At 60.7% G+C, this 22,369-nt stretch carries 18 protein-coding genes and 7 pseudogenes; 13 read left to right on the forward strand and 12 right to left on the reverse strand.

Going from position 1 to position 22,369, the window contains the following annotated elements; genetic code table 11:
- Positions 1-189, forward strand: a 189-nt coding sequence (locus QJT78_RS38835; RefSeq protein ID WP_281460491.1) for a hypothetical protein, incomplete at its 5' end; no start/stop codon positions are given.
- An 11-nt stretch (positions 190-200) separates the two neighbouring features.
- Here QJT78_RS38835 and QJT78_RS38840 read toward each other — a convergent pair.
- Positions 201-764, reverse strand: coding sequence for a transposase (locus QJT78_RS38840; RefSeq protein ID WP_281460492.1), 564 nt, complete (start codon positions 762-764; stop codon positions 201-203).
- A 245-nt stretch (positions 765-1,009) separates the two neighbouring features.
- Between QJT78_RS38840 and QJT78_RS38845 the strand changes: the two are divergent.
- A pseudogene (locus QJT78_RS38845) lies at positions 1,010-1,627 on the forward strand (transposase); the annotation flags it as partial.
- Positions 1,628-1,711: 84 nt separating this feature from the next.
- Positions 1,712-2,054 (forward strand): annotated as a pseudogene (locus QJT78_RS38850) (transposase); the annotation flags it as partial.
- On the opposite strand, the gene QJT78_RS53260 reads toward QJT78_RS38850, so the two are convergent.
- From QJT78_RS53260 to QJT78_RS38875, 5 genes and pseudogenes are all read right to left on the reverse strand, one after another.
- Positions 2,016-2,606, reverse strand: a complete 591-nt coding sequence (locus QJT78_RS53260; RefSeq protein WP_348652410.1) for a transposase — start codon at positions 2,604-2,606, stop codon at positions 2,016-2,018. The pseudogene QJT78_RS38850 and the gene QJT78_RS53260 overlap by 39 nt on opposite strands.
- A 285-nt stretch (positions 2,607-2,891) precedes the next feature.
- Positions 2,892-3,617: a hypothetical protein gene (locus QJT78_RS38860; protein WP_281460493.1), complete on the reverse strand. Its 726-nt coding sequence runs from the start codon at positions 3,615-3,617 to the stop codon at positions 2,892-2,894.
- Between the two features lie 584 nt (positions 3,618-4,201).
- Positions 4,202-4,384 (reverse strand): annotated as a pseudogene (locus QJT78_RS38865) (SRPBCC domain-containing protein); the annotation flags it as partial.
- A 13-nt stretch (positions 4,385-4,397) separates the two neighbouring features.
- Positions 4,398-6,116 (reverse strand): hypothetical protein, encoded by a 1,719-nt coding sequence (locus tag QJT78_RS38870; protein WP_281460494.1) that lies wholly within the window; start codon positions 6,114-6,116, stop codon positions 4,398-4,400.
- Entirely contained in the window at positions 6,088-7,119 is a 1,032-nt protein-coding gene (locus QJT78_RS38875; RefSeq protein WP_281460495.1) for a hypothetical protein, read from the reverse strand. Before QJT78_RS38875 ends, QJT78_RS38870 begins: the two co-directional genes overlap by 29 nt.
- Positions 7,120-7,324: 205 nt before the next feature.
- Here QJT78_RS38875 and QJT78_RS38880 point away from each other — a divergent pair.
- Both QJT78_RS38880 and QJT78_RS38885 read left to right on the forward strand, forming a co-directional pair.
- Positions 7,325-8,211, forward strand: a pseudogene (locus QJT78_RS38880) (LLM class flavin-dependent oxidoreductase).
- A gap of 432 nt (positions 8,212-8,643) precedes the next feature.
- Positions 8,644-8,817 carry a hypothetical protein gene (locus QJT78_RS38885; RefSeq protein ID WP_281460496.1) on the forward strand — a complete coding sequence of 58 codons (174 nt, stop codon included), beginning with the start codon at positions 8,644-8,646 and terminating at the stop codon, positions 8,815-8,817.
- Between the two features lie 63 nt (positions 8,818-8,880).
- On the opposite strand, the pseudogene QJT78_RS38890 reads toward QJT78_RS38885, so the two are convergent.
- Both QJT78_RS38890 and QJT78_RS38895 read right to left on the reverse strand, forming a co-directional pair.
- Positions 8,881-9,176 (reverse strand): annotated as a pseudogene (locus tag QJT78_RS38890) (type IV secretion system protein); the annotation flags it as partial.
- Between the two features lie 636 nt (positions 9,177-9,812).
- On the reverse strand, positions 9,813-10,508 hold the full coding sequence (locus QJT78_RS38895) for a hypothetical protein (protein WP_281460497.1): 696 nt from the start codon (positions 10,506-10,508) through the stop codon (positions 9,813-9,815).
- 234 nt (positions 10,509-10,742) lie between these two features.
- On the opposite strand from QJT78_RS38895, the gene QJT78_RS38900 reads away from it, so the two are divergent.
- The 3 genes from QJT78_RS38900 (at position 10,743) to QJT78_RS38910 (ending at position 14,844) form a co-directional block, all read left to right on the forward strand.
- Entirely contained in the window at positions 10,743-11,768 is a 1,026-nt protein-coding gene (locus QJT78_RS38900; protein WP_281460498.1) for a hypothetical protein, read from the forward strand.
- A gap of 68 nt (positions 11,769-11,836) precedes the next feature.
- On the forward strand, positions 11,837-13,825 hold the full coding sequence (locus QJT78_RS38905) for a LodA/GoxA family CTQ-dependent oxidase (protein ID WP_281460499.1): 1,989 nt from the start codon (positions 11,837-11,839) through the stop codon (positions 13,823-13,825).
- 8 nt (positions 13,826-13,833) lie between these two features.
- Complete coding sequence (locus QJT78_RS38910) at positions 13,834-14,844, forward strand: FAD-dependent monooxygenase (protein WP_281460507.1); 1,011 nt, start codon at positions 13,834-13,836, stop codon at positions 14,842-14,844.
- A 372-nt stretch (positions 14,845-15,216) separates the two neighbouring features.
- Here QJT78_RS38910 and QJT78_RS38915 read toward each other — a convergent pair whose 3' ends face one another.
- The gene (locus QJT78_RS38915) at positions 15,217-15,546 is read right to left on the reverse strand and encodes a hypothetical protein (protein WP_281460500.1); all 330 of its coding nucleotides are present in this window, start codon (positions 15,544-15,546) and stop codon (positions 15,217-15,219) included.
- A 130-nt stretch (positions 15,547-15,676) separates the two neighbouring features.
- The gene (locus tag QJT78_RS38920; RefSeq protein WP_281460501.1) at positions 15,677-15,814 is read right to left on the reverse strand and encodes a hypothetical protein; all 138 of its coding nucleotides are present in this window, start codon (positions 15,812-15,814) and stop codon (positions 15,677-15,679) included.
- A gap of 337 nt (positions 15,815-16,151) precedes the next feature.
- On the opposite strand from QJT78_RS38920, the gene QJT78_RS38925 reads away from it, so the two are divergent.
- The 3 genes from QJT78_RS38925 to QJT78_RS38935 all read left to right on the forward strand — a co-directional run bounded on the left by QJT78_RS38925 (position 16,152) and on the right by QJT78_RS38935 (position 19,744).
- Complete coding sequence (locus QJT78_RS38925) at positions 16,152-17,930, forward strand: hypothetical protein (protein WP_281460502.1); 1,779 nt, start codon at positions 16,152-16,154, stop codon at positions 17,928-17,930.
- 380 nt (positions 17,931-18,310) lie between these two features.
- Complete coding sequence (locus QJT78_RS38930) at positions 18,311-19,408, forward strand: FlgD immunoglobulin-like domain containing protein (protein WP_281460503.1); 1,098 nt, start codon at positions 18,311-18,313, stop codon at positions 19,406-19,408.
- A 78-nt stretch (positions 19,409-19,486) separates the two neighbouring features.
- Positions 19,487-19,744, forward strand: coding sequence for a hypothetical protein (locus QJT78_RS38935; RefSeq protein ID WP_281460504.1), 258 nt, complete (start codon positions 19,487-19,489; stop codon positions 19,742-19,744).
- Between the two features lie 658 nt (positions 19,745-20,402).
- Here QJT78_RS38935 and QJT78_RS38940 read toward each other — a convergent pair.
- Positions 20,403-20,795, reverse strand: a complete 393-nt coding sequence (locus tag QJT78_RS38940) for a hypothetical protein (protein ID WP_281460505.1) — start codon at positions 20,793-20,795, stop codon at positions 20,403-20,405.
- Between the two features lie 676 nt (positions 20,796-21,471).
- Positions 21,472-21,573 (reverse strand): annotated as a pseudogene (locus QJT78_RS38945) (ATP-binding protein); the annotation flags it as partial.
- Between the two features lie 29 nt (positions 21,574-21,602).
- Between QJT78_RS38945 and QJT78_RS38950 the strand changes: the two are divergent.
- Positions 21,603-22,091, forward strand: coding sequence for a hypothetical protein (locus QJT78_RS38950; protein ID WP_162131089.1), 489 nt, complete (start codon positions 21,603-21,605; stop codon positions 22,089-22,091).
- Positions 22,085-22,369, forward strand: a pseudogene (locus QJT78_RS38955) (recombinase family protein); the annotation flags it as partial. The gene QJT78_RS38950 and the pseudogene QJT78_RS38955, both read left to right, overlap by 7 nt.

Below are 22,369 nucleotides of genomic sequence, written 5' to 3' on the forward strand. Positions count from 1 at the left end.
TGGTGTCAGGCCGAGATAGGCACCGACGTCGGCGGAATGTCTGAAGCGAGCGGGGTTGTCGATGGTAACGACGAAGGCCAGAGCGGTCAGGGGACCGATACCGGGAACGGTCATCATTCGCCGAACAGTTTGGTCACCCTTCGCCATCACCAGGAGTTCTCGATCAAATTTTTCAATTTGCTCGGTTAAACAGGACTGAGCTAGGAGTAGTGGCGCGAAGATATTCTGCAAATCCGGCGATTCAGCGAGCACGGCGTTGACTTTCCGAGCCGAGCCAGGTTGGTCGAACCGGCCCTGCCGAGCACTATTCCCACCCCCTTACACAAGCCGCGCATCTGGTTGTCGAGGTCACGCCGCAGATCCACCAGCTTGCTTCGAGCCGCAAGCATCGAACGGGTTTTCCAGCTCTCCGCCCCCTTCACGGCAGCTTCCCGGTACCATCCCATGCGGGCCATTTCAGCCAACCCCCTGGCATCGTTCTGATCCGACTTGTTGATGCGCATCGATAACGCCGCGTTGGCGTGACGCGCATCAAGGCAAATCACCGGAAAGCCCAGCGCCCTGAGCTGATGCCAAAGCCAATTGGATAGTGAGCCCGTTTCAAAAACGATCCGCTCAGCCTTGCCGGCATGGCGCCGCAGGAGCTTAGCGATCGCCTCCGGATTGGTCGGCGCACAACCTTCGAATGTCACGTCGCCAGCCTGGTCCAAAACGCAAATGCTGGTTTCTTCCATAGAGATGTCCAGACCAACGTACTGCTTCATAGCGCGGCTCCGTTTCGATTTGCTGACGCCGATCGTACCGATCCTCGTGTTCGCAAGAAGACGTCAGCCGCGATTACGCCATGTGAACAAGCCTCTCAAGCGATTGAGCAGGAGTCTGTTTTTGGGATTTGGGGGCGTTTGAGATTGCAGGGATTTGAGGCTTGGGCGTCCCAAACCTTGCAAACTCGTTTTTGTGGATTCCCGTTCGCTGTGAACCGTGCTTCTGTGTTGCATCGGAGGGGACGATGCGGCCGAAGAAGCACACGACGACAGGATCGAACGATCTGTTCCGGGCGCGGCTGGACCAGATCATCAACATGAACCACGAGCTGGTTCTGCTTCCCGGCAAGATCGATTGGGACTGGATCGACGAGGAGATCGCGCCGCTCTACAGCGAGAACGGCAGGCCGGGGATCGAGACCCGCTTCATGATCGGGCTGTTGTTGCTCAAGCACATTTACGGGCTGTCCGATGAGGGGGTGTGCGAGCGCTGGGTCCACGACCCGTACTTCCAGTTCTTCACCGGCGAAGAGTTTTTCCAGCACGTTTTCCCGCACGAGCGCTCGGACTTGAGCCATTGGCGCAAGCGGCTCGGCGACAAACTGGAGCAGTTGTTGGCCGAGAGCCTTCGGGTGGCGCACGAGGCCGGTGCGTTACGCAGCCAAGACCTCAAGCGGGTCACGGTCGACACGACCGTGCAGCCGAAGGCCATCAGCTTCCCGACCGATGCCAAACTGCTGCATGCAGCGATCCGAGGGTTGAACCGCCTGGCGACGAAGCACGGGGTCAGGCTACGGCAATCCTATTCTCGTGTGGCGAAGGCCGCCGCGATGATGGCGGGCCGTTACGCTCATGCCAAACAGATGGGGTGGATGCCAGCCTTCTCCGACGGCATCGCAATGTGCCATGTTTGTGGTGAGACAGCCCGGTAAGGAAAGGCAGAATCCATGAAAGAAGTTACCATCGTCGGAGTCGATCTGGCAAAGAACGTTTTTCAACTGCATGGGGCGGCGGCCGATGGATCTGTCGTGTTTCGGAGAAGGCTGACGCGTCTGCAGTTTCGCAAGTTCATGGCAGGTCACCCCACCTGTGTCGTGGCGATGGAGGCTTGCGGCAGCTCCCGTTGACTGGGCTCGCGAGATGGTTCGGCTCGGCCACCAGCCGAAATTGATTGCGCCTGGCTATGTCAAAGCCTTCATCAAGCGGCAGAAGAATGACGCCGCGGATGCAGAGGCGATCGTCGAAGCGGCGCTACGTCCGACCATGCGCTTTGTCGCGCCGAAGACCGAGGGACGCCACGATCATGGTCTTGCGCGTAACGCCGCGCGCGTCGGCCGCGCGAGTATGGAACCATTGGGCTAATGCGCTACCTTTCTGGAAAAGGAGAAAGCGCCAGGCCAGTTGGATCATCCCACGCCGTACCCGGGCATTGCCAGCGCGCGCAAGGCCCTTCTCCCGTCTTCGCTTGCCGCTCTCATCGGGAGCGCCCGTGAGGCCAGCGTAACGCGCGACGGCTCTGCGAGCTCTCAATTGCCGGGAGAGGATCTCATGCACGAGCATGTCCGCTGTTTCGATTCCAACGCTAATGATCCGCGCCAGCAATTTGACCATCGAGTGCGCTCCGCTCTCGGAAACCTGTAAACGCTGTAATCGAGCCGCCTCGATCTCCCTGATTTGCTCCCTGACGAGGCGAAGGCGGGCCATGTCCCGGCGCATCTCGGCGACAGTGTCGGGCGGCAGAGGCCCCCCTTCCGGCGTGCGCAGCGTCTCGAGCCGCTCTGACGCATGGCGCAGCGTCGGCTTGAAGTTGCGAATACCCAGGCGAACGAGACATGCCTTCATTCGCCACGCCGCCTGATCGCCTCGTCACCCAAAATCCCGCATAGCTCCACCCGCACGGCAGGGGGGCGCACCGAGTTGAAGTGGCCTGTTCTGCGATAAATTGGCCGATGGGGATGGAAGCGACGAACAAATGGGCCGACAGCCCTCTCGCTGCTCCTATTTCCCGGGACAGCCCCTTAAACGAGCTTTACCTAAGGCCTGCCCCGACCCTCTGAGAACCGCATTGGGACATTCGCCGCTCAGTCTTGAAGGATCGTACGGAGAAGGGTGCGACTGATTCAATCTCTACCAGTAAGTAACGTGCCGCGAGTTGCGAAAAAGGTTGCGCTGCCACCACTTCGTACCATCACCTCGATCCGAGTTCCTCCACATCAAGTTTGTGACGCCGTTGAAATGCCACAGGTGGCAACAGTGGCCAATCTCGTGCATCAGCGTGCTGTTGTTGAGGCGCGGGCCAGTCGAATTGACACCATCCATGTCGATGACCAGATAATCGGTCAGCGGCCCGATCGCACACCCGCTCTTGCACTGGACATCCTCTACCACGAATGCCGTGATCGGAAACCGTAGCGAGGTCGGGATTGCAGCGACCCAACCGGCCGTATGCCCAGCGTACCATTCGCCCTGCTCGAGGAATTCTTGGCCGAATGGGTCAGCGCCGCAGCAACTGGGCTTAAGTGCGGCCTCCGGAGCCACGCCGCCGAGAACCTGCGCGTATTGCGGGGCATAAGGCCGTAGCTTCACGTTGAACCGTTCGCGAAGAATACGCTCCGCCTGGTCGATCGAGGGCTGCAGGTCGCTTGGCTGGCACATCGGCACGATCTTCATGTCAATGGGGTCGTATTTGGATAATATGACGATGTGGAGGGTGAGGTTTTTCGGGGGCCAGTTGAGGAAGCCGAAAAGGAAGTCAAAAATGTTGGCGGCCCACGTGACGAGGGTGGTCGCTGCCTTGACGACCCACCGCACCGCACCTTTCACTGCGCGCCACGCGTCTGACAAAATTCCCATAAGCCGCCCCTCCCGGAGGGACCTTCGCACGCCAAGCCGAGGGATATCCAACTCTACCATAACGCGAAGCGTCACTCCATCGCGAAAATGCCGGATCGTTTTGCTTGCTCTAGTCTAGCGCGGCCGAAGTGACACTTAGGCGGCGGCCAAGTGTCATCACCCTTTTCCCGTTCCTTTCGACGAGCCCCTGAAAGAGCTTGAGCGCAGCAGCCCCTCAGAGGTGGGGTCCCGATACTCCTCGGCACAGAAGGTCGGCTCAACCAAGGCAATGCAGCTTTACGCCGTCAGCTTCGAGCACATGGCTCACATCAGGTTCTGCCGATCCGTCGGCGCTAACGCATTCGCAAGGCGTCCCTGCCCCGCACTGGCAGCCAAGCTCTTAGCCAATGCCGAAGCAAATCTTGCAATCAGGCTGCGACAGGCCATGTTTGCGAGGTTCTGTTGCCTCGGAGAAACTTCACGCCTTCAAGTGTGAGCTTACAGGCATCATCCTTTTTATCTTTCAGGAAAGCGGTCAAGCGCTCACGCGCAGCTCCTCTGAAGGGGTCAAATTGACCATCAGGCCGTAGGTACGCATGACCTAGCTAAAGGGCTTTCGCGAAGTTGGCGAAGAACTCGTCGGCCAATTTCTTGGCCGTGCCGTTGATCAGCCGCTGGCCGAGCTGCGCCAGTTTGCCGCCGATCTGCGCCTCGACCTGATAGCTCAGCAGCGTACCGCCTTCCCTTTCGGCCAGTTCGACCGCAGGCAGCACCGAAATACCCGCCAGTGAATTCCCGTTCCTACGGGAGCGGCAATAGCGCGCCTGACTCGACCAGATTGCCGAACAGCGGATGACTGGCGAAGGCCCTGCGCCTATCAAGCAGAAGATCGTACAGACGCTGCTGTTCGGCGGTGCGCGCGGCGGCCGGGGCTGCATCCCCGAGCAGCCCGGCGATACGTTCCTTGTAAGCCTTCACCCGGTCGCGCACCACCTCGACCGGATCGGGAGCCTTCAACGTGTCGCGAAACTGCGCTGCGACCGATCCAGCCGGCGGAGCCGCTGCATCGATGGCGGCGATCACAGCGCGCGTCAATGCGTCCGGGTGCGCTTCGCCCGCGGTCACGATGAATGACGCCGGCACGAACTGCAGCAGCTTTCCGCGCTCTGCGGAGAGAATTGGCGTCTCAAGATCGGCCGCGGCGGCCGCGGCCGCAAACGCCTTCGTGACGACGTTTTCATTGACGAGCTTGGCGATCCACGCCGTATCCACGAAGGCTTGTTCGGGTGTGAACCAGGCAAAGTTGGTGTCACCGGCCACAGTGCCGAGTGCCCGTGTCGTGATCTTCACGCCCGAATTCTCGATCAGCGCCTTGTAGTCGGCCGGCTTGATGCGGGCTACAGTTTTGAACGCCTTTGCTTCGTCAATGCCGAATGCCCCAAGGACTTCTGACTGAAGGAAGAAACTGTTGGGAATCTGTATCGGTGCGGACGGGCCGTTCATCGGCGTGCCTGTGAGAGGGTGCATACCGGAGAATTGGCCGGCCCCGGCGCTTATCAAATTGATCTCGGTCGTCTCGAACAGCGGCCTTAACGTTAGCCGCCCGTTCGCGACGGTGAGCTTCACGTCAGCTTGCTTGACTACCTGTTGCTCAAATCGCCGCTGAATCGCGAGATTGATCGCGGTCTGGACCGATCCCTCAAAGACCTGCGCCTGGGTCAGGTCCTGGAAATGACCGTCGCTACGGACCGGCCAGCGCTGGTCGCTTGGTCCCGTCTCCGACAGATAAGCGATTTGCGACGGTTGCCCGTGCCAGTTGTTCCACGGGAACAGCAACTCCTTCATCACCGGAACGCCGTTGGCATGGCAGGCGAGACAGGAGCCGGAGCGTTGCGATGGAGTTAATGCATCGATATTGCGTGAAGTTGCTTCCGCAACCCAGACCCGATCCCGAACCGTAGGGGCGCTGGGGCTGTCCTTTGGTAGCTCGATCTCCCGAAGCTTGTAATAATTGTAGGTCCCGTTGACGTCGTCCCAGGCAAGGACTTCGACATCAGGGCTATCCGGAACGGCGTTCGAACTGAAGAAGAATGACAGGAACAGTTTCGAGCCGAGCGCAACCCCATTGTTATGGCCAACAAAATCGACGACGGAGCGCCGGGACGCCGGCCGCTTCGTCGATTGGATTTCCTCGTCGACCACGAAGACACGTCGTGTCGCGCCTTGCGCGCCAAGAATCTGCGTCTCGATCTCGGTCAGCTTCCGGACGGCTGGACGCTGCGATAGCACGAGGCGGAAGAACGGATCCTGGAATTTCGGCTTGTCGGCATCGGTCAGCTTGCGCGGTGCGCTGCCCTCGCACGCGAGCGGCTGACAGAAAATATCGGAAGACTGCGCTGACACGCCAGCCGGCATCAAGACTGAAAGGGCGACGGCAATGGCTGCGATCTGAACAACTCGTTGCATGGCGTGCGCCTTTCGCTGCCAGAAATCAAACTTCTGGACCACGGCTGCCTTCATGACCGGCTTGCGCCCATTCGGGCAGCGCGGCATCAGGCGCGTGAATCACGCTGGCTCCGACAAAAAGATGCCTGGAAAGCTGGGCACCGGTCTGGATCCTGTTGCCGTCGACGCGCAAATTGTCCCGAAGATTGAACACTCCCCGCCGGCCATTGCGCGAGACGACCCAGATACCCTGGTTCGTCGCCGGATCGTTGATGTCGATCGCCTGCCCGTCCAGCGTCCATTGCGCATTGGGGTCGAGTTCGCTGATGCGGATGCCGGCCGGGTCGTCCAGCGAAAAGGAACTATTGCCACGCGCCAGATCCTGCGCGGCGCTGCACACCGCCGGGTCCGAGTTTCGCCCCGGTCCACAGGCGCCGCCGACGGACCCGCATACCTGGCCTGTCGGCACGTCGAGGTTGGGCACCCCGCACGCGCCGAGCAGGTTGAATAACGCCCCCATCGTGTTGAACTGCTGTGTCAGGCAAAGAATTCCGCGTTCGCCATTGTTCCAGGGGTTTTTCGCAAGGTGCGCGAGAAATCGGCCTCCGCGTGCGGTTGCGCTTGCTGTCTGCGGGTTGAAACCCGGCCCGAACAGGTCTGCATCGGTCGGATTCGCGCCCGGCACCAGATTTGCGATCTCGGCCTTCAGTGGCGCCACTCCCGCTTCGGCGAGAGCCTGAAGATACTCGCTGAACTCGGTCGTGAAAGTTACCCTCCGAAGAACGCCGTTCTGCTTTTCGGCCCGCCATTCGACATATTCGTCCTGAAACCGCATGCGGTCATTGTCGATCTGTTGCTCGGTCGCTGGAGCAGTCACCGGGAATGCGCTCCACCACACGGTCGCGATTTGCGCCTGAGTGCCCGGTGCAAGTTCATTGAACGCTTCGCGCAGCGTGTAGCCGGATGCTGCGACATTGTGGAAGCTCTGGTCGAAAAACCCGACTTTCTCACGGTAATTCTGAAGCGCACCAGCCGCCGAAAGTGCGTTTGTCTCGGTCGGATCCGAATAAGGAAACATGGCGCTCTCCCGAAAGCCGAAGACAGCTGCAAATGTATTTTCATATTTCAAATTGAGTACATCATATCGAAGGTGACGCACTATGCAATCAAAAGATGTACGATTAAACGGTCGGGAAATCGGGCGCCGCCGTGACAGATTGACCCAACGGCCATTTCTCAGCAACGTGGCTGGATCCATCATTCTTCGAGATGAACTGCCCTGGATGAAAAAGATCGGTTTCCTCTCCTTCGGCCACTGCACGCCATCGCCGCAGTCGCAGACCCGCTCCGCCGCCGACACCCTGCTGCAATCCATTGACCTTGCCGTCGCTCCGGAACAGCTCGGCGCCGATGGCGCGTATTTTCGCGTCCATCACTTTGGCGCCAGCTCGCGTCGCCCTTCCCGCTGCTGGCGGCCGTCGGCGCCAGGACCAGCCGCATCGAGATCGGTACCGCCGTCATCGACATGCGCTACGAAAACCCGATGTACATAATCGAGGACGCCGGCGCCGCCCTTTTCCTCGACCTGCTCCGCGGCGAGGGTTTTTGCGAAACCAAGTCCGCGTCCGATGTTTCCCAATCCGCCCGGCCCGCTTCGTCTCGAGCCCCTCTCGGAAGGTTTGCGGGAGCGTATCTGGTGGGGCGCTGGCTCCAATGCGACCGCGGTGTGGGCGGCAGAACTCTTCATGAACTTGCAGAGTTCAACGCTCAAGAGCGACGAGACCGGGGAAGCCTTTCACGTGCAGCAAGCCGCCCAGATCCGCGCCTACCGCGCGGCCTGGAAAGAGGCCGGCCATAACCCGCGAGCCCCGCGTCTCGGTCAGCCGCAGTATCTTTGCACTGGTCGACGATCGCGACCGCGCTTACTTCGGACATGAGCGCGAGGGAGAAGACCAGATCGGCTTCATCGACGAGCGGACCAGGGCGATCTTCGGCCGCAACTACGCCGCCGAGCCTGATGTCCTCATCGAACAGCTCAAGGCGGACGAAGCCATCGCCGATGGCCGACACGCTGCTGCTAACCGTCCCCAATCAATTGGGCGTTGCCTACAACGTCCATGCGCTTGAGGCCATTCTGACGCATGTCGCTCCCGCGATGGGGTGGCGCTGAAGACGACAGCTTCGAACAACCCGGCCAGTTAGCGGCTAACCCATCCGCTCCCACAATTGGCGAACGATCATCCCTGCCCGGGTGGCCAATTTGGAGGCATTTCTGCGGGATTGGCACACAGTTGATTAGTGGCGGAGCCGATCTCATCTTTGATGGTCCCAACGACTTGGTCGTAGACATTGAGGCAATGGCGCTCGTTGCAAAAAGTCAATTCCGGGGGCCCACATTCTCACGTTTGTGGCAAGTGATCGCGTTCATCACTGCAACTATTTCTCGCAGTCGAAAACTACAGATGCCAGCCAACTCAGGTCTCGAGTACGGGCCATGTTTGTCGGAGCGACCTCTGTAAGGGCCCAGTTTGACGGTCGGGGGCCTGCGAGGCTTTCCAAATGCTACTCGGTTGGGAGCGGCATCAAGGCCAAGGCCAGCCTCGTGCGCCTGCTCGAAAGCGGCGTCGCGTGCGACATCCGCACGACAGTTCATGATGCCTTGCTGGATCGCTCCGACCGGGCGCGTCTGGCGTCCGACCTTGTCGCGCTTGGCGTTCCTGCCCATCGGCTTCAGCCGTTCCGCGCGGCCGGATGCACGACCGCGAGCCTGCTTTAGTCCCCGTGAGCCGCTGCAGTCCGGGGTGCTGGCTGCAGCAACTATCCTTCCACACTCCTTCCACCCGAGTTGCGGTCCGCCAGACACAAGGCCATTTGCGATTCCCGGACCGAAGATACCGAGACCCAACAACGAGAGCGCTACGAGTACTAGTCATCGCGTCTTCGATCGTCGGCTGTGCGCCGCCGAAGCCCGAGGTGAACTGCGAGAACAGGGTCGAGCCGATGCCGACGATAATGGCCAGGACCAGGGCCTTGATTCCGGCGGATATGACGTTGCCCAAGACACGCTCCGCAGCGAAGGCGGTCTTGCCAAACAAGCCGAAGGGTAAGCGTCGTCAGCTTGAATTCGATCAGGGTCCACTCGTCCTGGACAATCTCGTCACCGTCGCTAGTCCAGGCATCTGATTCCCGTCCGCGGCGCTAGGCGTCATCGTCGTCACCAGCGGCTTCGGCTGTTGCCATTTGCTGCCGGGTGCCTGCCGGCCTCGGGCAGAAATGCCGAAAGTCGCAGGCGACGCAGGTCTCGAGCGAGTCGCAGGTCGGCGGCCACGTATTACGGATGCTTCCCCTGATCTCTTCGTCCCGCACACGCCCCTCGATTCTGCGACGATTTGGTCGAACTGTGTCGTAGCGTTGTCGATGCTCTGCTGAGTGACGGGAATGACTCTGATGGCGCGCCTGCATTTGTTGTCCGGCCGGCTGATACAACCATTCTCTCATAAGGGACGGCCGGATCGCTCGCGTCCTGCGCGTTGGGTGGAAATCCCGGATGAAACCGGCCGAACGTATGCCCGAGCTCGTGAGCGCCGTACCAGTCGGCGTATGACGCGTCGCGATCGCCGGCAAAGCCGTTCGGCACGCCCGCGGGTCCGGAAGCAACGGTGTCAGGCTGGGGCGTGCCCGGAATGGGAAATGCCTTTCCGCGCATGAAGTTGTTGGACGCGTTGTCGTCGACGAGACCGTAATAGTGTGTGCGTGGATCGACGCCGCTGCTCACCTCGCGGCGATCTGCGCATTGGCAAGATCGACCGTCGAGTCGTCGAACGGCGCGGCAAAGTCCGCATCCACCACCATGTGGGACCATTCGAGCGCGGCGACGGGATAGGCACGGTTGAGAAACGACCTGAGATACGAAAAGTGGACCGCAGCGGGGGTGACGGTCGTCGTACCCACCTTGTACCGAAGACCGATCACCCGGATGCGCCGCGGCGGCGCCGCCGTGAAAGTTACGGGCGCGATGTTGAACGCCGCCGCCGGAAGGTCACCGCCTCCGGGCTGAAAGATGCGGCTGACGCGCAAACTGAGTGTGCCCGCGCCGATGGCCGCGGCCGGCGGGCGCAAGTTCAGGCTCTTGTCGATGTCCTCCCGCTGTTCGCCGAGGCTGAAGGGCGAGCTCGGGTCCAGCCGAAGCGAGTTGATGGCCGGGAGGAACGTGTCTCCTCCGCCGCTCCGGTTCCACGCGATCTCAGCGGTGATCTGGCCGGGCTGCAACACCGAGGTCGGCTCAAGGTAGAGGCGAACGAGCGTTGCCTTATCGGCGACCAGCGGCACCGAGTTCGTCACGTCCTGAACGCACTGGACGATCTCGACGCCGCGCACCTCCACGCCGGCCTGCGGCTGAGCAAGGCCGAGCGCGCGGCGTTTTCGAGGTTTTAGTCTGGGAACGCCCGAGCCGCGATGCACGCACATGGTGTTGTCCCGACTTTCATAACCCGCAACACGAGCGCAGCTTCGCTTTGTCGTGTGGACTTCAGGTCTACATTGATATTATCGTACTCGCTATAATTGAATCAAGCCAAACCGTGCTGGTCGGTCATTTCCACGCGGCACGGTGGACGTAGCCTGCTGCCGGTGCCGGATGCGAACGGCTCCGGCGCAGCAAGTTCTGCAACGAACGATTTGCGTGACCCAGGAGGACGTTCGATGTTGCATCGTTTTCAGTCGCGCGGGCTCGGCGCGGCGGCCGCTCCGCAGAGCACAGTGCCGCCACGCTCGGTGATCGAGCCGATCGAGGACATCCGTGCCTCGTTCATCGACAAATTTCAGAGGCGGCGGATCGAGGGAGGCGAGAAGCCCGCCGAACGGGCCGTCTTCCGCAAACAGCACGGCGTCGCGAAGGGCAAGCTGACGATCGCAAACGAGTGCCCACCGAAGTTTCGCAAGGGGCTATGGCAAGGCGGCCCCTATGACGTTTGGATGCGCTGGTCCAGCGACGTTCCGCCAAACGTTCCGGATCAGAACAACAACACGCTCGGCTTCGCGCTCAAGCTGTTCGGGGTCAAAGGCCTTACGCTGGCAACCGATAATCCGCTCGCGTCCACGGCCGACCTGATCTTCCAGAACAGCGACATCTTTTTCGTCGACAACGCGCAGGAAATGGCAGCTATCTCGTCGGAAGACGAGACGAACGCTTTCACCGCAATCCACAAGCGGTCGCTGCTGATCCTGAACGAGATGGCAAAGGAAGAAAAAAGTCTGGCGGCGGCGCGCTATTACAGCACGCTTCCATACGCGGTGGGCGAGGAGATCGTCAAATATCGTCTCATCGCCGCACAACCGGTGCAGACCGCCGAGCCGGACCCATCTCCGATCTACCTCGCGGAGGATCTGAAGGCGCGGCTCAAGGCCGGCGCAATCAGTTTCGTGATGGAGGCGCAGTCATTCGTTGACGACAGTGTCACGCCCATTGATCGCGCAACAGAGCGGTGGGAGGAGGCGATCTCTCCTTTCGTGCCGGTCGCCCGGCTGGATATTCCGGCGCAAGACATCGATCAGGCGGGGCAGGCCGCGTATGGCGAGGGCCTCGCGTTCTCGCCATGGCGGACTTTGTACGAGAACAGGCCGCTCGGCTCGATCGCCGACGCAAGGCGTATCTCCTATCCGGCCTCCGCCGCTGTGACACGCAGCCTGAACGGGCAGCCGATGGAGGAGCCGGACCATCCGCGCTAATGGCCTCGCGGCACTTTTTGTGTGAACATCTTCGCTCTTGGACAATCTCTTTTGCTCGAGGTCAGACGATGATCGATCCCAACGCAATTGCAGCGCTGAAAGTCTATCCGCCCATCGGAGTTGCCCGCGTCGGCAATGCGGAGGGCGCCGACGACTACGTCTTCGGCCCCGAAGTGATCAGCGGCGCGCCGACCCTGCCCGGCACGATGCCGGAGCAGCCGGCTCGCTTTGTCGAGGACTTCCGCACCACGAACGGAGAGATCAAGCGGCAAGCCGCGCGCTTCCGCATCTACGCCCACATGAAGGACGGCAGCGTGCAAGAGGTGACCGCTGCATCCGCGAAGATCGAGTGGCGCGTCACCGTCGCCAACCTCAAGGCCGGTTGGTACGAATTCAATCAGGCGATGGACCTCGGCCCGCTGAGCCAGAACGCATTGCAGCGAAACCGCGAACTGGTTTCGCCGGGCAGCAGGTGGAAGCTCGACATCACGCCAGCTCCAAAAAGCATTACGGGGCAGAGGGCCGGCCCGATCAGGCTGGACGATGGCGCGTTCTGGGCCTTGCCGGTCTATCTCGGCGAGCTTCGCACCGATGCCGACGGACGGCTGATCTTCCTCGGCGGCAACGGAGTTTCGCGGCCATTCCGCAAAGGGACACGGCCTCTCACATTCGCCAACAATCCAGGTTGGCACGATGACGTCAGCGATGGGCCCGTGCGGGCGCAAGTGACGTTCCCGGGGCACGCGCCGATCGATGCGGAGCCTGGCTACGTCTGCGTCACGCCGCCGAATTACGCGCCGGGCCTGTTTGGCCTCGTGACGATGGACGACGTGGTGCGGGAAGTTTTCTACGACAAGGGGTGGATTGCACGACCGGTCAAGACTTCGTTCACCAACGACGTGCTGCCAGTGTTTCAGCGCCTGACCGGACTGCAATGGGTCAACCATGGGCTCTTCGTCGTGCATGGCTTCGGCTCGCCGCTCGACGCGCAGAATGCGCAGGTCGTCGCGAAGCTCAACGACATATCTCCTGCGAACGCGGCGTGGCGTACAGCCGTGCTTGCGTTGTTTCGCGATCCAGGTGCGGGCGGCGCGCTGATCGATGATCAGATCGCACAGGTCTTCGGCGACGCGGTCGACCAGTTCTTCGACGATCCGCCGAAACCTCCGAATTCGCTGCTTGCGGTGACGAAAACCCAGTACGCGCATCTCAAGCGCTGGGCTGCTGGAACATTTGACGCCGATGGGTCGAATGCACCGGCGGAGCAGAGCTTTTCTGCCCTGCCTCCTGAGGTCCAGGTGGAGCATCTCGAGCGTGCGCCTTTGCACGATTGTCTCGGTGGCCCATTCCATCCCGCGATGGAGATAACATGGGTGATGCGGATTCCGCTGATGTGGACATCGGCGTATCGCCTAAAAATCCTGGCCGGCGAGCAACCGGCGCGGCAGGACTTCGGGAGTGCTCTCACGCCGGCGGTTTGCACCGGCGCGAATGGTCCACACGATGGTGTTGCCGCCGGCTGCCTCACCCGCTTCCTCGGCGTGCCGTGGCAGACCGATCATACTTCGTGCAATTCAGCGGCCGACTACTTCCCGTCGACGTTCCTGTCGATGCCGACGTTCTGGGGACCGCGTGCCCCAGATCAGGTTCTGGCAGACGGAAACTATCTGCGCGCAGTCGCCATCGCGCCGCTCGGCCAGGCGACGCAACTGCAGACATTCAAGCACCTGATGAACCGGGTCGACTGGCTGCGCGACGTGCGCGGCAACGACTACTATGACCGCCTGTCGAACATGATTGCAGAATGGTCCGAGCTCGGCATGGTGTTGCCGGTGATGAACGCGCCTGCATCTCTGCCTGTGCAGGACCTGCGCGTCGAGCAGGGACGCCGCGACAAGGGCGTGCCGATCGATGTCACGACCGATCCGAAGTACCATGCGGTTGAAAACATGGAGAGCCTGTTTTCGCCGCAGACGACCGCAGGCCTGGCGCAGCGGCGCGCCGCGCGCACGACAGCTCTGCCGCCGAAGCGGACCTATCGCCAGGGCGAGATCTGACCTTGGACGTGCTGCGTACCGACTGTCTCGTGGTCGGCGCGGGGCCTGCCGGCTTGACCGCAGCACGCCTGCTGGCCCTCAAGGGCCGCACGGTTGTCGTCGCAGATTCCGGCGCCGCTCCGACAACGCGCCTCGAGCTCCTTGCCCCGGCGTCGCTCATAACGGTCACGGCGGCAGGACTTGAGCATCTGCTTGACGATCCGGCGATCACCCGAGGCTGTCTCGGCATTCGGCGAACACGCAACTCGGGCGAGCCAGACTACGAGGACTTCCTGCGTCATCCATGTCGTGCTGGCTATGTCGTCGATCGCGCCCGTTTCGACGAGCGCCTTCGCGACGAGGCTGTCGCTGCAGGGGTTACATTCCGTGGGCTGCGCGCAATCGGCGTCACGCCGGAGGGCGGCGTCATCTGTCGTGCAAGCGATGGCACCGGCACGAAGCTCGTCCTCGCGGACATCGTCGTCGATGCCACAGGCCGCGCCGCCGCAATCGCGCGGCGCCGGGGTGCGCGCGTGGCCGCCCGGGATCGCATGGTCGCCGAACTGATAGAGGATGCGACTGACGAAACGACCGCCGCCCCCGCGTCGTGGCTCGATTACCGCAGAGATGGACCGACTTGGTCTTATCGTATCCGTGGACCGCAGGGGCGCGTGCAGACCTGGCGTGTTCGCGCCTCCGGGACACCGGCTGGAGACGCGCTGCTCAGCGTGGACGCATCCGCGTGCATCCTCTCGGAGGCTGCGGGCGAGGGGTGGATTGCAGTGGGCGATGCGGCGATGGCGTTCGATCCGATCGCCTCTCAGGGCCTGTTCAACGCTTTGTCGTCTGCATTGGTCGCGACGGGTGCGCTGCTGTTCGCCGATCGATTGAGCCGGACGACAGCACGATTATATTCCGACGCGGTCACCACAACATTCCTTCACAGCGAAGCAGGCCGCATAAGCGTCTATAACACCATACCGCTTTCTCCGGGATGGCCGCCATCCGCCAACTCGGCTCTCAGCGCGTCGTCAACTTGACGGAGCGTTCAACTTTGCAACGCGCGTATTTTCGGATTTCGACCCGACCACGGGGGTCGAGGGTGAAATACGGAACCGCATGGTCAGGACGGCGGAAGGGCGCTTCTATTTGATAGAAGGTCCAGACATCAAGCCGGGGGCGTTCGCCGGCGCCTGGTCGTCGATCATGCAATAATCGCCGGCCTCGGGGAATACCATCAAAAAGTCTTCGCGATCTCCCGGCTGCAGGACCGTCGTCTGAAACGGCGCCTGCGAGCAACGCGAGGGGCCCGACGGCGACACAGCGTCCAGCGACGACCGAGGATAAGAACAATGGTCTGGGACGCATATGCATTTTCCCTTTGAGCGATCCTATCCGGACTGGATCGCCGATCAGGTCTGCTTCACCGCGATGAAGGACGCGACGTATCCTGCAGGCCCGCCGTCATGCGGCTTCGCCCGGATGACCGTCCCGACCAGCGCCGGTACTTGGCCGACGCCGTTGGGCCATTCATACGCAAGGTTGGCGCGGTAATCGTATTCCCAGCCGTCTGTGTCGGTCCTCGGTCTGCCTGAGCTGACGATGGCGACGGAAAGAGACTGCGGGCCGTTGGCTGGCTGGATCGTGCCCTGCAGATCGAGACCGCCGCCCTGCCAATCGAGCACGCCCGTCAACGAAGTCCCGTTGATCTCAAACGTGAATACGGCCTTCGCGAAGATCAAGCGCAACGCTTTCTGCGGGTCGCCGCCTAGAGTGCCCTATCCCCGGCCGAATCGCGACAAGAAACGCGTAACCAAGGACGACCCGGCGCGCCGTTCGCCATGGCGTTCTCCCCGGATGCATAACATGGGATCACGCGTTGACGAATGCTATCTCGACCGCGCCCGGCCGTATGGTGCCAACCGGCCCGTTGGGCTTGGCGGGCACGGGAATGAACTGAAGGCCGATCTTGCCTGACGGAGGCGGCCCGTTGGCGTACACGCGCTGCATCACGCTGGTCAGGTCGGGAGTCAGACGAGGGCAGCTGCCGCGCCCAAAACACCCGCCAGAACAAGGCTCCCGGTCGAGCTAACGGACTTCTTGCCTTTCGAAACGTCGCTCATTTGATCCTCCCGCCGTCATCTCTCTCCCTTACAGATCCTTAATACAGGCTTGATTGGAGCGCGTGCAGTCGCGCCAGAGAAGTTCTCGCTAATCAACTACAAGAACTTGCAGGTGACGAAACAATACACACCCCTTAAAGTTGTGGATCGGGGTTGCGCACCATGGCTTATTGTTGATCAACTATTGATTGCAGGTTCCATGCGTTCAGCCCAAGGAGGAAGTCTTGAATATCAAGAACTGCGTTGGGTTACAGAAGAGCGCGCGTTGCTTCCTTACGGCGCTGGCGCTGACATCCTTGAGTCAAGGAGCGAACGCTGGCACTACCTTGCCCACGAACGTCATGTCGACCTGCTCTTTCACGTCGCAGGAATTCAGCGCCATATTCGAATCCGGCAGCGTCTCGAATAACGGCGGCGTTCTGCCGGCGAACAGTTTCTCGTTCGCACCGAACACGCTGTGTTCGTTCTACAAGTGGGCCGAGCAGATGTTCCTCTGGGTGGCGTCGCCGGTGCCTTCGCGACTGGGCAGCGGCTCCCACGTATTCGAATCCTCCATCTTCTTTGCCGTCTCGCCACTCGATTCGAACGGTCAGCGGAACCTTGTTCCCGCCGCGCCAGGGCGCTCCTTGCCGTTCCTGTCTTCTATCTCCCAGCGCGGAAGCAGAGGACAGGAGGTCGTGTTCGACAGCAAAGGGAAAGTCCACGACGTCATTCATCCGGCTGTCGGCCCGAACGGCAAGCTGCTGGCGCGCGACAAGGCGGGCCAGTCGGTGGAGATAGAGCGGGTTCAGGCGGCTGCAGACGGCAAGGCGGTCTTATTCGACAGGTCGAACAAGCAGATCGAATTCCAGGCGACGCCGGGAGGCGCGCCCATCTTGTTCAGCGACCGAGGCACGCCCCTGGGCTTGCGGCCGGAGACCGTGCTGGTGAACGGGCGTCCTCGCCTAGTGACGTCGTCGGGCGCGGTGATCGAGACCGAAGAGAGCCAGGCGGGCGGCGGCGCGTTGATGGCGCAGAACGGATCGCTGGTCTTCTATCTGCTCCAAGTGAACGATGTATGGGCCTACTTCAACACCGGGATGAACGACAACAAGATTACCAATCCCGTTCCGTCGACATTCCCGACCACGGGCGCCGCTCTGAGCCAGATCACCACCGTCGCGCAACAGGCACCGGCGCCGTTCACGCAATCCGCCTTCCCAGATAGCGTCGCGATGACCGTAGAGATCAAGTCGTCATGGATCGACGCGACCGGCCTTGCGAATCCGGGCGACTACATCACCATCGACGCGACGATTCCGACTTACAATCCTCCATTGACCCAGCCCAACAACGCCAAATCGGTTCAGTCGGGAACAAAACCGACCAAACTGGCGCTGCTCGGCATCCACATTGTCGGCAGCACGCTCGGTCATCCGGAAATGGTGTGGGCCACGTTCGAGCACGTCAACAACGCTCCCAATCCGCAATACACGTTCACCACGACATCGGGCGCAGTGGGCACACAGCCGGCAGACGGACCAGGCGGCTGGGTGTTGTCTTCAACCGGCGCAGCGGCTGCCAATCCGAACAACCAGCGAATAATGCCGAACGGCACTACCCTTGACGCGGTCCCCGGCCAAACGATCGGTCCAAGCGACATTGTCCGGATCGCCCCCTGGGGCACCGCCGCGAACGATCCCAATTTTACCGTCAACAACACCGACATCGTTTCGCTCAACCAGAACGTCGTGGGACTGCTGGCCGCGGGCGACGTGCGCCGGAACTACCTCCTGGTTGGCACGACTTGGGTGGCGAACGGCGGCCTGCCAAGCAAAGGCCCGGTGGTCGGCACACCGCAACTGGCTAACTCGACGATGGAAACCTTCCTCCAATTCGGCAGTTGCTTCGGATGTCATACCGATACCGACGGCAGCGGCATGCTCGGCACACAGGCTAATCCGGATGGCTTCAGCGGCGGTCTCAGCCACATCTGGGCTGCGATGCAGCCGCTGTTTCATTGAGTATCTAAAACGACCGCACGAGCTGGGAAAAAGGAATAGCCCATGAGTACGGCAGGGAATTGGAAGTGGGTGGCGACGAACTCGCCGGTGGCCAATTCCCGGACCGACGACATTTGGTTCTTCAACGAGCAGAAGGGCTGGCTCGTGAACAGCAACGGGCAAGTCAGCCAAACCTTGGACGGCGGCCATACCTGGACCCCTAGGAAATTCATCGATCCGAATACCAGCGGCTTCCCGTACCTACGTTGTACGGGCTGGGCGAACGAGCAAGTCGGCTGGGTCGGCGCGGTTACGACGTTCGACGCCGGTAACAAGGATTTCTTGAAATTCTGCTGCACCGAACCGTCGATGGCGGAGCAACCTGGGACAATATTTCAAACATGCCCGACAGCTCACCTGCCGGCATTTGCGGCATGTCAGTCGTCAACGAGAAGGTCGTCTACGGAGCCGGAACTAACGATCCGAACCTGCCGGGCCCGGGGCTCGTCAAGACCACGGATGGCGGCGCGACCTGGACGCACACGGATCTCAACCAGCACGCCGACAATCTGATCGACGTGTATTTTTCCGATGAGAACACCGGATGGATCGTCGGCGGCAAAAAGGATTCTTCGTGCCCCGCTGTCAAGCCTGGCTACGAAACACATCCGCAATATTCGCAGCTAAAGCCGGTGGTTCTAAAGACGACCGACGGCGGAGTCACATGGGTCAACAAGGCCGCAGGCGTTGCCGGTTTTGATTGCGGCGAGTGGGGCTGGAAGATTCAGTTTGTGGACGCCATGACGGGGTTTGTATCACTGGAGAACTTCTCGACGGCAGCAATTCTCAAGACGACGGATGGAGGAGAGACCTGGGTGCGCTTGCCGATCGTCGACAGCGCCGGTCAATCCATCAACATGGACCTCGAGGGCGTCGGTTTCATTGATGCGCAATCCGGCTGGGTCGGCGGCTGGGCCGACAATTTCGAGGGCCTCTTCAACAGCCTATCCGAAGACGGCGGCAAATCCTGGACCGCACAAAACAATGTGCCGGGCAATCCGAATACCGATCCGAGGATCAAGATCAACCGGTACCGGCTGCTCGGCCTCCCCGTTTCGACAGGGTATTGCAGTGGGGCGAGGGTTTACAAGCGCGCGGACCCTGCCGCACTCGACGCCGTCGTGGCCGCCGCGCGGATCTCGACCCCGCAACCACCAGGTCTGGCGCTGTCCCACACCTCCAACTTCAGCAGTCGTTCCGTCGAAATCACCTATGTGCTGCCGCATGACGCCAAAAGCGTGTTCGTGGGCATTTGGAATCACTTCGCCTTTCACGTGCGCACACTTGTCGGCAGTGAAAGCCAACGCGCCGGAAGGCACACCGTTACATGGGATGGCAGGGACGATGCGGGAAGGCCTCTTGGCGGCGATCTCTACATGTGCCGGATATCCGTCGACGGCAAAACAGGAGAAAGCCAGTCGGTTCGGTTGCCCAAATAGGCCACGACCATGGTCGACCGGCTGCGGTGGGGACGATCACATGCGTTTTGAGACAATGAGCGAAGACTGGAGTATCCGATGGCAGTGACTTGGGACACGATCGAGTCGTACTTCACCAATATGGACGTCGATCACATGAAGCGCGTATCGGTAAATTGGCCCAAGGTCCTCGATTTGCACGACGAGACAAGTGTTCTTTATTATGCCACGCAGGTTCATGCCTCAGTCGCCAGTGGACGCATGCCGATCGGTGAGCCGCGCTGGACTCCACAAATGGTGGCGGATTTCCTCGATTGGTGGCAAAGTCAGGCTCCGGGTGCGAAGCCGATTGTGTAACCGGCACGGCCCATCACGCGCGCCGGCATTGCCAGGAAACGGTTGTTGAGACACTTACAGCGCTGGTGTCTGGACGTGCGCGCACTGTGGCGCGCTTTGCAGGAATAACGGAGATGTCGTCCGGACCGGATCAAAGCAATTGGTATAGCCAGGGCATTCGACAAGCTGAGCAGGATGGGCTCATCCATTATGCGTACAAAAAAGCCGCCAATCAGTTCGTTGTTTCGGATGACTACGGCCACATTTGCCATGACGACGGGACGCCACTCCTACTGAAGTATACAAATACACGGCCACTTTCATTCATCGCTAGGCAAATCCTTGCTCTATACACGAACAGCGCAGATGTCCGGTTTCTGGAGTTGGGACCAGGGGCCGGCGTTGCGTGTGCAACCGTAGATCGCCTGTTACCTAGTGCAAAGATTGATACCATCTCCCTGACGCCACTCAACCCCTATTTGAGATTTCGCTGGGATGATGTGTACGATCACATGACGGAACCAAATTCGCGCGAAAAGTGCTTTCTGGGTTTTTATAGTTCATGTCGTCCCCCATTTGTGCGGAATCAATATATAGGACAGTTTTCACGAGAGATCAGCCTTCCAAAAGAGAGCTATCATTTCATTTACGAAAACCATGGCGCGATCTTTTATAACTTTCATCCAGATCGAAATAGCGACCTGATGGAGCTTTCCGGAGTGTCGATCTCCGTGGCTCTGTCGCTTTTGCGACGCGATGGGACGATGTTGATCATGGCCTCTGACGGCCGGCACAGAATGGAGGACGCACTTGAATCAATTACGACCAACACAGATGTAATTGTGACCTGCAAGCGAACATCGGCGTACCACAGTTTTCCCTGCATTGTAGCGAGAAACGAGAGTCCGCTATCGATGCGTCTTCGCGAGAGCAATAGAGGCTTATTGTCAAAATCGGAACGAATATTGCGATTGGACGCACAAACTTTGGAAGAAATCATTTCGAGGATTTGTCGACTGCGATAGTTGGCCGGATCATTTCTCTTGGCGACGCCGATGTAATGCTCTTCCACCTCGTGTTCCTTGAGCCGCACAGGTGTCAGCGGAACGACGATGTCGGCACCGGCGGAAGTCGCATATTTCGAGAAGCGGATCGTCTCTGATGGGTCGCGGTAGGGACACGGATTTCTCCGTGCCCCCCGCCCAGATCCGTACGTGCGGAACTACCGCATACGGCTCCTGCCTTGGGTCATGACGTATACCTTGGGTTGGGATGCGGATGACATGCGCGGACTTTCGGGATGTATCGCCCAATGAATCGTCGGAACCTTTCCCAGGTCATGCGAGAGCGCTGGCTGCGTCGACGAAGCGAGCGCATCCAAGCCCGGCAGACCTCGGCGCGGAACATGCCGAGCCGCTTCAGGTTCCCCGGTTCCCCGGGATCGCGTGGTAGTTCAGGTATCCCTGCATCACGCGACGGAGCCAAACGCCGGTCTCACCGATAGGCGCATGGCGGCGTTTCATCAGGTCATGTCGAATCGCACTCAGCGTCGCCCGCAAGCGAGAGGCGATGGTCACGCGCCGGATTGTGAAGTGCGGGTTTATGTCAATCGGCGTTGGACTGGGACCCCCCCGATCGGCGTCCAAAGGGGACCCCTTTGATCGGCGAGTCTTGATGGTAGCGCTCGCGGCGTCGGAGCTGGCCGGGGTTGCGGAGACGGCGCGAGCGCGGGTTGTTTGATCGTCGTCGCGGCTTTTAAAGCGCCAGCTGTCGTTACCGGTCTCGATGATGTCGCAGTGATGAGTCAGCCGGTCGAGCAGCGCGGTCGTCATCTTGGCATCGCCGAACACGACAGAGTACCCCTATTTTGGAACGGGTCGTGTCTCACGTCACGATCATCGACCCGCATCATTTTCTGTTCGGGCACCGGCTTGAGGTGCTGAAGGAGCGGTCGGGGCGCGGTCCTGCCTACATCGTTGTCGCGCTGCCGGACGGACGTCCGCGGGCGGTTCGGATCGCGTCGACCGATCTTGCCGAGACGTCGATCACTTCGCGCCCGAACGCCGCCGATCTGCCGTGCATCAGTGCACGGACGCTGATCCCATTGATGCAACATTTGAGCGCGAGTCTGGACCTTCTCGACGAGAAGGTGATTCGCGATGACCCACCGACCGCTTCCAGGTCGCGTTGCGTATCGACCCCTGCCGACCTTGGCAGATCCACCCGGCCGTCCGACGGCCGACGTTCCGCGCCTGTGGCCCAATCTGTCGACCGCGACGCAAACCCAGATTGCTCAAACAATCGCCGCGCTGATGCGGCGAATGCAAGCGATCCCCGGCACGCCCGGAAGGGGACTGGGTCGTGCTGATCAGCTCGAACATCGCTGACGAGCGGCTCACGACCGCACACCGAGCCAAGTTGGCCTATGTCTACGTGCGGCAGTCATCCGTGAACCAGGTGCGCCAGCATCAGGAGAGCACCGAGCTACAGTACCGCCTTGTCGACCGCGCCATCGGTCTAGGCTGGCCGCCTGAGCGCGTCCAGGTGATTGACGAGGACCTGGGCAAATCCGGTGCTGGCGGTGTGGATCGTCATGGTTTCCAGAAGCTCATTGCCGAGATCGGCCTTGGCAACGCCGGCCTTGTG

The sequence above is a fragment of the Bradyrhizobium sp. Mp27 genome (genome assembly GCF_029953005.1).
Lineage (GTDB): Bacteria > Pseudomonadota > Alphaproteobacteria > Rhizobiales > Xanthobacteraceae > Bradyrhizobium > Bradyrhizobium barranii.

Bases quoted from the DNA above. Each gene is read 5' to 3' on its own strand.
- QJT78_RS38870 (WP_281460494.1), bottom strand. From the start codon at position 6,116: ATGAAGGCAGCCGTGGTCCAGAAGTTTGATTTCTGGCAGCGAAAGGCG.
- QJT78_RS38905 (WP_281460499.1), top strand. From the start codon at position 11,837: ATGATCGATCCCAACGCAATTGCAGCGCTGAAAGTCTATCCGCCCATC.
- QJT78_RS38875 (WP_281460495.1), bottom strand. From the start codon at position 7,119: ATGTTTCCTTATTCGGATCCGACCGAGACAAACGCACTTTCGGCGGCT.
- QJT78_RS53260 (WP_348652410.1), bottom strand. From the start codon at position 2,606: ATGAAGGCATGTCTCGTTCGCCTGGGTATTCGCAACTTCAAGCCGACG.
- QJT78_RS38935 (WP_281460504.1), top strand. From the start codon at position 19,487: ATGGCAGTGACTTGGGACACGATCGAGTCGTACTTCACCAATATGGAC.
- QJT78_RS38860 (WP_281460493.1), bottom strand. From the start codon at position 3,617: ATGGGAATTTTGTCAGACGCGTGGCGCGCAGTGAAAGGTGCGGTGCGG.
- QJT78_RS38930 (WP_281460503.1), top strand. From the start codon at position 18,311: ATGCCCGACAGCTCACCTGCCGGCATTTGCGGCATGTCAGTCGTCAAC.
- QJT78_RS38895 (WP_281460497.1), bottom strand. From the start codon at position 10,508: ATGTGCGTGCATCGCGGCTCGGGCGTTCCCAGACTAAAACCTCGAAAA.
- QJT78_RS38840 (WP_281460492.1), bottom strand. From the start codon at position 764: ATGAAGCAGTACGTTGGTCTGGACATCTCTATGGAAGAAACCAGCATT.
- QJT78_RS38900 (WP_281460498.1), top strand. From the start codon at position 10,743: ATGTTGCATCGTTTTCAGTCGCGCGGGCTCGGCGCGGCGGCCGCTCCG.
- QJT78_RS38920 (WP_281460501.1), bottom strand. From the start codon at position 15,814: ATGCAGCGCGTGTACGCCAACGGGCCGCCTCCGTCAGGCAAGATCGGC.